We start from the raw sequence: 13976 nt of genomic DNA on the forward strand, positions 1-13976 counted from the left end.
CTCTCGGTTCGCATAATCGCCATTATGTTAAATAGGGGGGATTTTACGATTCTAAATTTATTAGAAATAATCTAATTATGCTTTGCATAATATATAGATGCATGCTTGTATCATCTTAAATTGAAAAAGTGCTTAGGCTGACCCTAATAGCTTTAAAGCATATACATTTGGAAGCGATATGAGTTTATTTACTGTAGATACTGATAAGAAAGTATTAATGCCACTTGGTGGAACAAAACTGAGTGAACAACAACTGACAGAACGTTATGATTTACAAGAATGGCTAGTTAGTCATCCTAAAGCTTTAGGTGAAGAGCTTCTAATTATTCAAAAAGAATTTTCGGGCTTTGATGGGACAGGGGAACGTTTAGATTTATTAGCATTAGATACCCAAGGTAGATTAGTTCTTATTGAGAATAAACGAGATGAAAGTGGACGTGATGCAGTTTGGCAAGCTATCAAATATGCTTCTTATGTGGCTACTTTCACTGTAGAAGATATTGAAAATGTTTTTGAACAGTATCTACTTAAATACAAACCTAGATATCTCGAACTCGATGATAATGCATATGATTTAGATCAAATCAAGCATACAGTAAAGTCACTTATTCAAAGGTTCCTTGAAGAAAATCAAGAATTAGATACGGAAATACCTACACTTAATTTAGGAAATAGCCAGCGTATAATTTTAGTAGCAGGCGAATTTAGACGAGAAGTTACTAGTACAGCATTATGGTTAATTGAGCGCGGTATTGAGGTCAAATGTGTCAAAGTTTCCCCATATATATTAAATGGACAACTTCTAGTTCAAATCCAACAAATTATTCCTGTTCCAGAAGCTTCTGAATATATGGTGCGTTTAAACAGGAAAGATGCTGCGGAAGTTTCAGTTAAGATTAAACGCACTGATAGAACTGATATTAGATATCAATACTGGGAACAGTTATTAGAATATTTTTCAAAATTTAATAATCGTTTATATAACAATATAAGTCCAAAAAGTGATCATTGGCTTAATACTGGTTCTGGTATCTCAGGATGTGCATATACCCTAATTTTTTTACAAAAAGAGCTAAGAGTTGAATTTGCTATGGGGCGTTCAAATGCAGAAGAGAACAAACTACTATTCGATTTTTTTAGCCAGCATAAACAGCAAATTGAAGAAGTATTTGGACAACCTCTGGAGTGGTTGCGTTTAGATGATAAAAAGTCATCACGTATTCAATTATCAATACTAGTAGATGGATATGATAATAAATCTTGGGAACAACATTTTAAGTGGCATTTGCAAAATATAGAAAGGTTAGAAAAAGCATTTAAGCCATTAATAAGTGAAGCTTATAAAGCCTTAAATAATATCAGTTAATATTTACTAATTTTAAAGAATTTCTAAAATTAACATAATACACGTTATACGAAATTCAATAAATAAGTCAAATAATTTCAATATCTTATAATCTATAAAAAAGCTAAGTGTGTAAGATTCAGCTTTTACATGAGATATCCTTGTTTCACATAAAAACCGCCCCTAAAGGCGGTTTTTTACATCTCAATGTAAATTATTTCTTCACATCAAAACGGTCTGCATTCATCACTTTAGCCCAAGCGGCAACAAAGTCCTTCACGAATTTTTCTTTGTTATCATCTTGCGCATACACTTCTGCATAAGAACGAAGAATCGAGTTCGAACCAAACACCAGATCCACACGTGTTGCCGTCCATTTCACTGCACCAGTCGCACAGTCTACAATCTCATAACGGTTTTTGCCTACCGGTTTCCAATTGTATGTCATGTCAGTCAGGTTCACGAAGAAGTCATTGCTTAACACGCCTTCACGGTCTGTAAACACGCCTTCTTTTGCACCAGCATAGTTAGTACCGAGTACACGCATACCACCAAGAAGTACCGTCATTTCAGGGGCAGTTAAACCCAGTAACTGAGCACGGTCTAACAGCAATTCTTCAGGTTGTGCAGTGTAGTCTTCTTTTAGCCAGTTACGGAAACCGTCGTGTTTTGGCAACAAGTCTTCAAATGAATAGGCATCGGTTTGCTCTTGAGTGGCATCCCCTCGTCCCAGCGTGAATGGAACTTGAATGTCTACACCCGCAGCCTGAGCTGCTTTTTCCACCGCAGCCGTACCACCCAGTACAATCAGGTCGGCAATGCTGACTTTCTTCTCAAGACCTACCTGAATTTCTTCAAGTTTCGCCAATACTTTTGCCAGACGTTCAGGTTCGTTACCAACCCAGTCTTTTTGCGGGGCCAGGCGGATACGCGCACCGTTTGCACCACCACGATAGTCCGAACCACGGAAAGTACGCGCACTGTCCCATGCGGTGCTGATTAACTCGGCTGTGCTTAAACCGCTGTTCAGCAATTTCGCTTTGAGGTCTTCAATTTCCGCTTCAGACAACACGTAGTTCACCGATGGAATCGGGTCTTGCCAGATTAAATCCTCAGCAGGAACATCGGCACCTAAATAGCGCGATTTTGGCCCCATGTCACGGTGAGTCAGCTTGTACCATGCACGCGCAAACACTTCAGCAAAATAAGCTGGGTCTTTATAGAAACGCTCAGAAATTTTGCGATACTCAGGATCAATTTTCAGTGCCATATCGGCATCGGTCATCATCGGGTTACGGCGGACATTCGGGTTGTGCGCATCAACAGGTTTGTCTTCCTCTTTGATGTTGATCGGTTCCCATTGTTTCGCGCCTGCCGGGCTGATGGTTTTTTCCCACTCATAGGTGAACAATAAATAGAAGAATTCATTGTCCCATTTGGTTGGATGGGTAGTCCAAGCCCCTTCCAGGCCACTAACCATGGTATTGGCACCGTTACCGGTACCTTCAGGGTTATGCCAGCCTAGGCCCTGGAATTCGACATCTGCACCTTCAACATCTTTACCCAGCAATTCAGCTTTGCCGTTACCGTGTGCTTTACCAATGGTGTGACCACCTGCAGTCAGTGCCACAGTTTCTTCGTCATTCATGCCCATACGGTCGAAGGTCACACGCATATCCTGTGCAGTACGCAGCGGATCCTGTACACCATCCACACCTTCAGGGTTCACGTAAATCAAACCCATCTGCACAGCAGCAAGCGAATTGTCTAATGACTTACGGTCCTGGTCATTTTCATAACGGTTTTTGGTGGCATCCAGCCATTTCTTTTCAGAACCCCAATTGATGTCTTTTTCAGGGTGCCAGATGTCTTGACGACCGCCACCGAAACCGAAAGTTTTCAGACCGGCTTCTTCATACGCCACCGTACCGGCCAGGATGATCAGATCGCCCCAAGAGATTTTATTGCCATATTTACGTTTAATCGGCCAAAGCAGACGGCGGCCTTTATCGGTGTTGACGTTGTCTGGCCAGCTGTTGAGTGGTGCAAAACGCTGGTTACCGGTATTGGCACCGCCGCGACCGTCCTGTTTGCGGTAAGAACCGGCCAAGTGCCAGGCAGTGCGCACAAACATGCCAATGTAGCTGCCATAATCTGATGGCCACCAGTCCTGGCTGCTGTTAATGAGTTCACGCAGATCTTGTTTCACTGCTTCTAAATCCAGTGAATTGAATGCCTTGGCATAATCAAAATCCGGATCCATCGGATTGGTTTTTTTATCGTGTTGAGAAAGAATGTCAAGATTTAGAGCGTTGGGCCACCAAGCCATATTTGAGCTGGCGGCATTGGTATTACCACCCTCTTGGTGGAACGGGCATTTCCCTACAGTTTTCGTATCATTATTCATATCTGAGCTCCAAATTAATCATAAAATGACGATTGTCATGAACCGTTAAAAATTTCTAACTCATCATCAAAATAGCTGTTTTTTATGACAATAGAAAGCAAGTTATATGAATGAAAACGATCGAAAAAGCCTATTCTAAAATGGGATTAAAAACAGGATTTATCAACCTTCACAACAAGAGGTCAAATTTTTAGAACTGCATTATCAATTGGTGATAAAGACAATCAGGATTTGATATTTTGAACAATATTTCTGATTAAAAATAATGTGCTATAGTGAAGCCATAACAAACAAGAATACCTCACATCATGTCGATCAAGCCTAATCGCTACTGCTAAGAACAGACCGTATTTTCTGGAACCTGCCATTCGTGAATCATAAGCTTCAATTAGAAAGACCACTTCGGCTTATTCAGATCACGCTTGCGGTACTTTGGATTTATCAGGGATTAATACCCAAAATACTCTTTCAATCGACTGCGGAAATTGCAATTTGGCAGAGCATGGGCCTAGAACTAGCTCTGGCAAAAATCTGTGTTGCGCTATCGGGCATGATTGAAATTATGTTTGGCTGTACTTTTGTGATTTGGCCAAGAGCCATTTTAATCCATCAGCTTAATATTTTAGGCTTAAGTGGGCTATTACTGCTGATTATGCTCACGAATCCCTTACAACTCACCACTGCATTTAATCCAGTGGTGATGAATATTGCCATGATCGTCATTTCAATGGTTGCCATTCAAATTTTAAAGCTCAGAAACCAGCAACCTTAAAAAAATCAGACCACCAAACGTCGCCCTTCCCGTATACAGATAAAAGGTGTCATCAATTTGGAGGTATTTTTCATCGCGATCTTTAAGTCGATTTCCGGCTGTTCCCGACTTTCATCGGTCAGTTGAAAGGTTCGGTAATGAATGGCCAGCGAACATTTGCAATGTAAATCCTGATGCGCCTGAAAAGCCTCTTGCGGGTTCATGTGCATATAACCCATCAGCTCGCGCGGTTCATAGGCGCCTATCGGCAACAGGGCTACACGCGGTGCGCCCAAACGGCTGTGAATTTCTTTAAAATGCGGTGAATAACCGGTATCCCCAGCAAAGAAACAGTGATCTTTACCATTCAGCACCGAAAATCCGCCCCAGAGTGCCCGGCTATGATCGCGCAAGCCGCGACCGGAAAAATGCTGCGCCGGGGTATAGATAATTTTTAACTCATGCAATAAAGACGATTGCCACCAGTCCATTTCCAGCACATGGAAACTTTTAGGCAAATACCAGGAGTTGCCCAGCCCGGTATAAATCGGCATGGCAAATTTATCATGTAGCCACTGCAAGCTGGCCAAGTCCATATGGTCATAATGATTGTGACTGAGCAGCACGGCATGAATGGTCGGCAATTCTTCCAGGGCAATTCCCGCAGGAATTACCCGTTTCGGACCATTACCTTGCGCAGGGCCGGCATATTCACCCCAGACCGGATCGGTTAATAAATTATATGGCCCGATCTGCAACAGCACCGTGGCATGTCCGACAAACCACACTTGCCAATCATCCATATTTGCCTGAGGACGATTCTGGGGAATGGCACGTTTGTTCGCATGGAATTCGGCATGTTCCTTAGCGCTATCGACATTCCATGTGGATGACTTGCGGGTTAACAGCCATTTTATCAAGTCGGTGCGACCACGCCCTGCTGGCCGTGGTAAGGCATTGACGAATCGCTCACCATTATGGTGATTCGAATGCATAAACTGAAATGAAGGCTGACGCCAGGTATGCGACCAGCATGCTTTGGTCGGGAGTTGAAAGTGTAATTGCTCAGGCTTCTGCTTCATGTACATTCAATTTCTTAGTGTGAACTCAACATCCAAAATTCGATATTCTGAATGCCAAGCCATATATATCACGTTTTATTCCAAACGTCCTTGCATACGTTCCAACCACACCTGCTTAGTCTGCGGTTTGATAAACAATGCCACAATTTCCGGATGAATCTGTTTAATTTTCGCTTCAATTCTGTTGACGCAAGCCTCAATATCATCCGAACTCAAGTTATCTTCAAATTCCAGACTTAAGGAAGCCAGTACTTGATGTGCCCCCATCTGTTCAGTCAACACGCCATTGGCCGACTGTACCGCCTCATCTTGCTGCGCAATCAACAAGATGTCATTACGCAGTTTTGGATCGGCCGTTTCACCCAGCAATAAGCCCTTGGTTTCGCGGGCCAATAAAATAGCAGAAACCGCCAATACTATACCAATCAGGATCGAAGCCACGCCATCCAGTTCAGGAATATTCAGGGCATGCGCCAGATAAATGCCGATCAAGGCAATCAACAGGCCACATAAAGCAGCGGTATCTTCAAACAACACGGTAAAGGTGGTGGGATCCTTACTGTGTCGAAAAGCCTCGAAATAACCTTGCTTGCCTTTAATCTTGCGGAACGCTTTCAAGGCCACAAACCATGAGGTGCCTTCACATACAATGGCAATCCCTAAAACAATATAATTGATGGTGGGATTCAGCATTTCTTCAGGATGTAATACGTGTTGTATGCCCTGATAAATAGACACAATGGCACCCAGTGCAAACACCATCAGTGCCACAATAAAGGCCCAAAAATACAGTTCACGGCCATAACCAAAAGGATGCTTGTAGTTTGCCGGCTGCTGGGATTTTTTCATGCCATAGAGCAGCAGAATTTCATTCAGGGTATCCACCACCGAGTGAATGGCTTCACTGAGCATGGCTGAACTATTGGTGATATATGCCGCGACAAATTTGACCAAAGCAATTGCAAGATTACCTGCCAGTGCCGCATAAACCACAATCTTGTTCGAATCAGACATTCAAATTTGTCCTAAACATTTTTTGCTAAGCGTTATTGTTATCAAATAGATCTATTTGATTTTTATAGCTCTTTGCATAGTACTCAATGTGATTGCTGTCGTGGTTTATTCTTTTGTTGTTTTTAGCGTAACTGTTGATTATTTCGCCAACCCCCAGATAGATGTTGCAGATGAAACCCTACCGTGAAATGTGATGCATTTTTCGCGATTTACACAGATGCCAACCTAATCAAAAAGAAGCAGAAGCCACTGCTGTCCCATAATTTAATTTAAGTAAACTTTGGATTTACGAATGTGGCAGGGATGCCACATGTTACCCACCATAACATGGATGTTATGTGTGGGTAACAAAGGCTTTTGCTTACTTTTGGCCTGTCAAAAGTAAGACATCGCCTACACAAATACATTTCGATTTTATTGAAAAATTGTGGCTGTGAAAGACTTTAACTTACATATGAAATTTTAAGCTTTCTTATAAGCAAAGAATTAAAGAAAATAACGACCATTCGATTAACAAACGAATGTCTAAAAACAGACCTCATAGAAATTCATCTATATGATTTTAATTGGAAATTAACCATTTTCATTAAAATACAAGCCCTTAACAGAACTATGGGAGAGTGCTGAAGCCAAAGTCTCCAATTTAATCTTGTCCACCCTACCGGATTAACGCAGTTTAGAAAAATACTGCTGGCGCCATTCTTTCCAGAAGTACAGCACTATGCCGAACATCACCACCATAATGCCGACAAAGGCATTCGGACTAATATGTTCGTTATTCAAGGTGGTACCCAGAATCAGGGCAATCACCGGGGTCATGACATTACTCAACGACACGGTCGAGGCATTCAAACGCTTGATCAGCCAGAAATAACACAGCATGGCCACAATGGAAGACATGATCATGGTAAAGACAAAACCAATCATGGCCTCAGTGCCTGGAAGACGGGTCGGCATATGCTGCCAGATAAATGGAATCAGGAGCAGTGAACCGACTGCCGATACCAGAAGTGAACCGGTAGCCTGAGACATCGGACTCAAAGGCGCATTGATCTGTTTGACCCAAAAAATCGAACTGATATACGACACCATACTGATCAGCATCAAGACCACACCAATCGGATTGATTTTACTGTCAGCAGAATCGGCAAAGACGAAGGTCAAACCTGAAACCGCAATCGCCATACCCAACCATTGTAGCCAGATCAGTCTTTGGGTTTTTAAAATCACATGCCCGATCAAACCGGCGATCAACGGTGAAAAACCGAAGATCAGCGCCATTAAACCTGAAGTTAAATAATTCGCCGCAATGTAAATAAAAAGCTGCGCACCGATCAGGTTCAAACTTCCCGCCACATAACTTTTTAACGAAGTCTGATCAAAAGGCAGCGGATCACGCATAAGCTTTAAAAGGAATAAGGCAATGATTGAAGCGCCAAAATAGCGGATGATCAGCACCCACATCGGATGGACTTCCTGCACACTCCAGACAATCGCCAGTGGCGTAGTGGCCCAGATAAATACCAATAAAGCGTAAATACTTGCCATGACCGGCAGTGATGATTTCATATCATTCTCAAAACGAATTTGAATAGAATTGATAATAAAGGCGTTTGAAATATACAGTGCCAATAGAATATCGTGACTAGCGGCAAGGATGCCGCTCGCTGAACTGGGGTATAGGGATATACCCTCAGTTCAGCAAAGGATTTTTGTCACTTTTGATCCTTCAAAAGTGAAATACTACCTACGCAAAGTTTTAACAGACTATGAACGTCAATTGCGGTTGCGCTGTTTTTTAAACCACGCATAAAAAACAGACCTATGCAAAGCATAGGTCTGTCCAAAAATATCTCAATAAAACTTAAGCAACTTTGCGTAAATCCAGGCTTAAATCAAGATGTTTTTCTGCTTCAAAAGTGGTGTTTTTGCTGATCATTTTTTTCAAATGACGCATTTCTTTCGCGGCATTCACGGTAATGCCGGCAACGATCTGCCCATCAGTCACGCCGTACATCACGAATGAATTGTCTGCACCTTTGGCTGCATCCATTTCACCACGGATCACCCATTCAGCTGCAGCCATATCACCCACAAACTGGAAGTTGATATTCAACTGGTCAGTCCAGAACCAAGCCGGATTGGCTTTCGGATGTTCTACACCCATCACGTGACGCGCGAAAATACCTGCCTGAAGGTTGGCATTTTCCCAGGTTTCTACACGACGGTGCTGACCATCTTCACGAAGCTGAGTGGCTACGTCACCTGCTGCATAAATGTCAGCATTTGAAGTCTGGCAGTTTTCATTAACTTTGATGGCAACATCAACATCCAGACCGGCATCTACTGCAAGCTGTGCATTCGGCACAATACCAATCCCGTAAACCACCGCATCGGCACGAAGTTCTTCGCCACCTTCAAGGGTTACGACAACTTCTTCACCGTCTAACTTGCAGTCTGCAATCTTGGTTTCAAGACGCACATCCACACCATTTTGACGATGCTGCTCAAGCAGGAATTCACTCAAGATACGTGGTGAACAACGGCCCATCACCATAGGACCCATTTCGATTACGGTCACTTGACAGTCTTTGTAACGTGCTGATGATGCAAGTTCCAAACCGATTACACCACCGCCGATCAAGATCAAACGGCGACCGGCTTGAAGTACAGGAACCAGTGCTTGTGAATCTTCAAGGTTACGTAGCGTATAAACGTGTTTACCCAAAGCATCGAAGTTGGGTAAACGGCGCGCTGCACCGCCAGTGGCAAGCAGCAACTTGTCATAAGCAACCACATCACCATTTTTAAGTTCAATGGTTTTTGCTTCGCTGTTGATTTTCACCACGCCATTGCCACGAATGGTTTCCACACCCAAATCTGCCAGTTTTTGTTCTGACAGAATTTCGATTTTGGTTTCCTCTGGCTTTAAGATCACATCTTTAGACAAAGGCGGACGTTCATACGGCAGATGTGTTTCATCACCCACCAAAATGATTTTGCCTTCGTATTTGTTGGCACGGAGTTCTAAAATGGCGCTAGCACCAGCTTGACCAGCACCGACGATAACGATGGTTTCGATAGCATTTTGGCTCATGGGTTCAATCCTTATTTCAATTCTGCAGATACGATGCCGAAGCCCGCAATCCACTCACTAATATCTTCGTAGCAGTGAGTTGTCATTTCATACTCACCAACTTCATGTAATGCAGCAAACGCAGCCATCCAGGAACGAACTTCCTGACCGCCACGACCACCCTCGACACGAATTTCAGCTTCGGTCATTGCCTCAATTGCAGCAAAGTCTGCTTTAGCAAAAGTTTCCAGCAATGCGCGATCCCACTCAGGGTTGAGCGGCACTGAGACTGATTTATCGCCAGCAGCAAGACGCTGACCTACTGAAATCACTTTGGCCTGGCGGTTATTACGTGATTCTTCAGACGGGTTACGGCCACAAATCAAGAATTCTTCCACTTCTGGAGGCACTGAGCCCATTTGTGGAGTTGGTGGATCATGGGAAAGACCGCCAGTACCGAGTACCAGTACACGTTCGTTTTCAAGGTTCAATGACTTGATGAACTGACCTACTGCTCGACCCAACGCCACGGTACGCTTGGTGGTTGGCATTGGCGCAGCTGCACCATTGATGAAAACTGGAATTGTTGGGTAACGGTCAAGCTGACCGTTACACAAGAAATGCAATGGCTGAGTCACGCCATGATCGGCTTGCATACGATATGAGTACGCAACATCCACACCTTCATCCAACACACGACGCACTAGATTAATGGCTGTTTCTTCAGGCACATTAATGTGGTCATTGTCTTTACCGTAATCCCAGTCCCCCGCTGCTTTGGCACGAATACCCACGCAGAAGCTTGGCATCAGGTCATAAAAGAAACCATTGAAATGGTCTGGACCAAAAGTAATGATTAAAGTTGGATTGTAGTCTTCAACTTCTTGGGCAAGTTTGGCAAAAGCTTCACGAACGGCTTGTTCTTTATGCTTTTCTTGCGGTGAAGCGAATTCCATTAATGGGCTGTGCGATGCACAAATGAGTTTAACGGCCATGAGTGACTCCTAAACGGAAGGCAGCCTGATCAGGCTGCCGAGTAAGTCCATTACGATTTAGGCTGATTAGATCTCATCAAAGAAGCCGGCACGTGGCTGACGTAAACCACGAATACCTAAGCCACATTCCGCGTTAATTAAAACGCCGGTCAATGGGCGGTTGTTTTGACGAGAAGCCAGTAATACATATGAACCAGTCATATCTTCAGGTTCTGGTAAGAAGCCAAGCGGCATACCACGTCCAATTTTTTCAGGATCGCGGGCATCCAATAAACCAAGGTTTTCCTGGCCTAAAGATGCTGCACCTTTGATATTTACATTCATACCTGAGGGTGCAACTGCGTTCACTCGTACTTTAGGTGCAAGCTCATAAGCCAGTTCTTTCATCACGCCCACACCAGCATGCTTAGATGCAGTGTAGATAGGGCCTCCGCCTGCTGAGTACAGCGCAGAGTTAGACAAAGTAAATATGATAGAACCTTCAGAAGCTATCAATGCATCCAGTGCAGCCTTGGCACCCAAGATGAGTGACTTGGTATTAATGCCCATGATTTCATCAAAGGCTTTTTCCAGCTGTTCACCAGATGTATTGACGATATCTGCGTAGTGATCCCAGATACCTGCATTTCCAACGAAACAATCGAGCTTACCAAAATGCTCAACGGTCGCATTAACAGCGCGGACGTTGTCTTCATAGCTGGCTACATCGCCTTCGATCGCAAGAACTTTACCGCCAAAGTGTTCATTTAATGCATCCACTTTTGCTTTTGAACGCTGAAGAACTGCAACTTGTGCACCTTCCTCCAGGAAACGTTCAACCAGTGCCCAGCCTAAGCCTGAACCACCACCGGTAATGAGTGCAACTTCGCCTTGTAGCCAACCCATGATTACTCTCCTGCCATCTCTACAAATAACTGACCATCTTCAACAATCACCGGGAAAGTCTGGATTGGATCGGTTGCTGGTAAACATAATGCTTGACCAGTTTTCAAACAGAAACGTGCTGAATGAAGTGGGCACTCTACAGTACCGTCGTCTTCAAGATAACCTTCTGACATAGAAGCATTACCATGAGAACAACGGTCGTTCATTGCGAAGAACTCACCGCCATTGTTGAAGACTGCAAGCGCTTCGATACCGTTCACGCCGCAATCCACTTTCAATGCTTCGCCTTCGTCTAATTCGTCAACTTGGCAAACAAAAATCTTATTCATTAGAAGAACACGCTCAGGTTATGTGAGTTATAAGTCACCTGATCAAGGGTGATCTTACGATTGAAGATCTCAAAGCCTTGAGCAGTATCGACTTTACGGATTTTGTCGTGACGCTTACCACAGTAGATGGTGACATCTTTTTCTTTCTGGGTGCGGTACAACAGGTAAGTCACGTAAACGTCGTATTCGCCTTCAACTTCCGTTGGCTCAACAATGATGTTAGACACCATGTGAGTGGTACGTGAAGGAGGTTCTTCGGCCCATGCCATACCTGTCTCAAGACGGGCAACACGGCGTTCCAGCAAATCTTTGGTATCGTTAAATACCCAAGTTGTAGGTGGCTCGATCGAACGGCGACGGTCACGTGTTTGAGCGTTTGGTGTGGTACGCAGTGTGTAAGAAATATCTTCTGACAGCACAGCTAACCAATCGCGGAATTTCCAGTCGTCAAGCAATTTTGCTTCACGATAGAGGAACTGACTAATTTGATGTTGAAGTTCTAAACTGATCTGACTCATTTCATAAGCTCCTTCTCATATTCGTCAGCTGCTTTTTCCACGTCTTCCCATTTTTCATGGATCAATAAATCTGCCCAGCGGCGATACATGCCACGTGCTGCAGTTTCAGAGAAAATATAGTTGGTGATACCCGGGATACCATCTTCACGAACTTTCTCGTTGCCTTTACCCATTTCCATAATCAACTGGTTCTTACGCGCTTTATAACCACGTAAAACTTTTTGGATTTCGATCCAGTTTTCAGAGTCATCTTGCTCTAGGAAACCAGCAGGACCGAAGGCACGCGTTGCAGAACGTTCAAATGCTTCTTTCACTTCTTGAGAAGCTTCAGCATCGGCAATACAGAATGCCCAAACTTCAGTTTTGTTAGGACCACGTGGGTGCCATACGCGAAGTGTTGCAGTACCGTTCAACCAAGACAATGTTGGGAACATGGTGTTGTGACCTGCAAGACGCAGCGCACGAACTTCACCAAGACGTTCCTTCACTTCTTCGTAAGTTTCACGGAAGTAATTCGCCACTTCACCATCAACCCATACGTTAGCGTCTGGTTTTTCTGTGAAGAAGAAGCCTGAACCGTGACCACGTGAACCGTACTGGATCGCGTCTTTGGCAGTTTCCCAAACTGGGCGGGCAGTTTGTGCAGCACCTAATTTCTTGGTTGAATCATCATCTGGTTTTGCACCCAACACCTGAATTGCAGATGCGTGAGAGAACAATGCGTGATATTGGTCAGATGCGAACTGTTCAGCTGCAAATTTCCAGTTACACTCGATTTCCCATTTGTGCACACCACCGATGATTTCAGTACCACCCGGACGACGGTCTAATACGCCATCGAGGTACCAAGCGATATCACCCATGTATTCTTCTAGATCTGGAGTCGTTTCATCCCAGCATCCGAAGATTAAGCCTTTATAAGATTTAACACGGTTAACTTCTACCAGACCCCATTGCTCTTTGCATGCGCCTTGCGGGAAAGCACGCTCTTCAAGCGGGATGTCTTTTAAAGAACCATCAATACCGTAAGACCAGCCGTGGTATGGGCAAGTGAATGCACGCGTATTACCACAGTCCGCGAAGCTCACACGCATAGAGCGGTGACGGCATTGGTTTAAGAATGCTTTGATTGAACCGTCTTTTTGACGTGCCACAATAATTGGATCTTCGCCCATGTAGGTATTGAAGAAGTCACCAGCCTTAGGAATCTGGCTTTCATGGCAAAGGAACAACCAGGTACGACCGAACACACGTTCAAGTTCTAGTTCGTATAGATCTGGATCTGTATAGATCGACGGCGAGATACGTCCATTTTGTGCATCGACTAAAGCGTCGATTTCGCGCACATCAATTTTTCCACTCATGAAAAGCTCTCCTGTGACCAGTAACGGCACAAAGTAAATAGACTCAACTTTTCAGCGATAATGGATTTTTAGCCAGTTTTGGTGAAATATTTTTTTTGTTTCAATTAAGATATTTTATGGATTATTTAAAACTGTGCTTTATATATTTAAACACTAATAGAAAATGCAAGATCATTTATTTTCTAAATGGCAGAATAATCTTCACCTCAT

At 43.7% G+C, this 13976-nt stretch carries 12 protein-coding genes; 2 read left to right on the top strand and 10 right to left on the bottom strand.

Annotated features, from left to right (window positions below):
* Window positions 1-178 precede the first annotated feature (178 nt).
* Complete coding sequence (locus tag WAE57_RS10945; protein ID WP_337710650.1) at window positions 179-1366, top strand: DUF4268 domain-containing protein; 1188 nt, start codon at window positions 179-181, stop codon at window positions 1364-1366.
* A 193-nt stretch (window positions 1367-1559) separates the two neighbouring features.
* Here the strand turns inward: WAE57_RS10945 and katG are convergent, their stop codons facing one another.
* On the bottom strand, window positions 1560-3752 hold the full coding sequence (katG, locus tag WAE57_RS10950; protein WP_337710651.1) for a catalase/peroxidase HPI: 2193 nt from the start codon (window positions 3750-3752) through the stop codon (window positions 1560-1562).
* Between the two features lie 370 nt (window positions 3753-4122).
* Between katG and WAE57_RS10955 the strand changes: the two genes are divergently transcribed.
* Entirely contained in the window at window positions 4123-4524 is a 402-nt protein-coding gene (locus WAE57_RS10955; RefSeq protein WP_337710652.1) for a DoxX-like family protein, read from the top strand.
* Between the two features lie 5 nt (window positions 4525-4529).
* Here the strand turns inward: WAE57_RS10955 and WAE57_RS10960 are convergent, their stop codons facing one another.
* The 9 genes from WAE57_RS10960 to hcaE form a co-directional block, all read right to left on the bottom strand.
* Entirely contained in the window at window positions 4530-5585 is a 1056-nt protein-coding gene (locus WAE57_RS10960) for an MBL fold metallo-hydrolase (RefSeq protein ID WP_337710653.1), read from the bottom strand.
* Between the two features lie 75 nt (window positions 5586-5660).
* Complete coding sequence (locus WAE57_RS10965) at window positions 5661-6599, bottom strand: cation diffusion facilitator family transporter (RefSeq protein WP_337710654.1); 939 nt, start codon at window positions 6597-6599, stop codon at window positions 5661-5663.
* Between the two features lie 666 nt (window positions 6600-7265).
* Window positions 7266-8168, bottom strand: a complete 903-nt coding sequence (locus WAE57_RS10970) for an EamA family transporter (RefSeq protein WP_337710655.1) — start codon at window positions 8166-8168, stop codon at window positions 7266-7268.
* 295 nt (window positions 8169-8463) lie between these two features.
* Window positions 8464-9696 (bottom strand): 3-phenylpropionate/cinnamic acid dioxygenase ferredoxin--NAD(+) reductase subunit, encoded by a 1233-nt coding sequence (gene hcaD / locus WAE57_RS10975; protein ID WP_337710656.1) that lies wholly within the window; start codon window positions 9694-9696, stop codon window positions 8464-8466.
* Between the two features lie 11 nt (window positions 9697-9707).
* Entirely contained in the window at window positions 9708-10670 is a 963-nt protein-coding gene (locus WAE57_RS10980) for a 3-carboxyethylcatechol 2,3-dioxygenase (RefSeq protein ID WP_337710657.1), read from the bottom strand.
* Window positions 10671-10736: 66 nt separating this feature from the next.
* Window positions 10737-11555 (bottom strand): 3-phenylpropionate-dihydrodiol/cinnamic acid-dihydrodiol dehydrogenase, encoded by an 819-nt coding sequence (gene hcaB, locus WAE57_RS10985; RefSeq protein ID WP_237787784.1) that lies wholly within the window; start codon window positions 11553-11555, stop codon window positions 10737-10739.
* 2 nt (window positions 11556-11557) lie between these two features.
* Complete coding sequence (hcaC, locus tag WAE57_RS10990; RefSeq protein ID WP_076752998.1) at window positions 11558-11884, bottom strand: 3-phenylpropionate/cinnamic acid dioxygenase ferredoxin subunit; 327 nt, start codon at window positions 11882-11884, stop codon at window positions 11558-11560.
* Window positions 11884-12402, bottom strand: a complete 519-nt coding sequence (gene hcaF, locus WAE57_RS10995) for a 3-phenylpropionate/cinnamic acid dioxygenase subunit beta (protein WP_337710658.1) — start codon at window positions 12400-12402, stop codon at window positions 11884-11886. The genes hcaC and hcaF overlap by 1 nt, the downstream gene beginning before the upstream one ends.
* Window positions 12399-13766 (bottom strand): 3-phenylpropionate/cinnamic acid dioxygenase subunit alpha, encoded by a 1368-nt coding sequence (gene hcaE / locus WAE57_RS11000; RefSeq protein WP_092819097.1) that lies wholly within the window; start codon window positions 13764-13766, stop codon window positions 12399-12401. Before hcaE ends, hcaF begins: the two co-directional genes overlap by 4 nt.
* Window positions 13767-13976 lie beyond the last annotated feature (210 nt).

It is taken from the genome of Acinetobacter sp. NS-4 (assembly GCF_037402435.1).
In the GTDB taxonomy this organism is placed as follows: domain Bacteria; phylum Pseudomonadota; class Gammaproteobacteria; order Pseudomonadales; family Moraxellaceae; genus Acinetobacter.

Bases quoted from the DNA above. Each gene is read 5' to 3' on its own strand.
- WAE57_RS10960 (WP_337710653.1), bottom strand. From the start codon at position 5,585: ATGAAGCAGAAGCCTGAGCAATTACACTTTCAACTCCCGACCAAAGCA.
- WAE57_RS10945 (WP_337710650.1), top strand. From the start codon at position 179: ATGAGTTTATTTACTGTAGATACTGATAAGAAAGTATTAATGCCACTT.
- hcaD (WP_337710656.1), bottom strand. From the start codon at position 9,696: ATGAGCCAAAATGCTATCGAAACCATCGTTATCGTCGGTGCTGGTCAA.
- hcaF (WP_337710658.1), bottom strand. From the start codon at position 12,402: ATGAGTCAGATCAGTTTAGAACTTCAACATCAAATTAGTCAGTTCCTC.
- WAE57_RS10980 (WP_337710657.1), bottom strand. From the start codon at position 10,670: ATGGCCGTTAAACTCATTTGTGCATCGCACAGCCCATTAATGGAATTC.
- WAE57_RS10970 (WP_337710655.1), bottom strand. From the start codon at position 8,168: ATGAAATCATCACTGCCGGTCATGGCAAGTATTTACGCTTTATTGGTA.
- hcaC (WP_076752998.1), bottom strand. From the start codon at position 11,884: ATGAATAAGATTTTTGTTTGCCAAGTTGACGAATTAGACGAAGGCGAA.
- katG (WP_337710651.1), bottom strand. From the start codon at position 3,752: ATGAATAATGATACGAAAACTGTAGGGAAATGCCCGTTCCACCAAGAG.
- WAE57_RS10965 (WP_337710654.1), bottom strand. From the start codon at position 6,599: ATGTCTGATTCGAACAAGATTGTGGTTTATGCGGCACTGGCAGGTAAT.
- hcaE (WP_092819097.1), bottom strand. From the start codon at position 13,766: ATGAGTGGAAAAATTGATGTGCGCGAAATCGACGCTTTAGTCGATGCA.
- hcaB (WP_237787784.1), bottom strand. From the start codon at position 11,555: ATGGGTTGGCTACAAGGCGAAGTTGCACTCATTACCGGTGGTGGTTCA.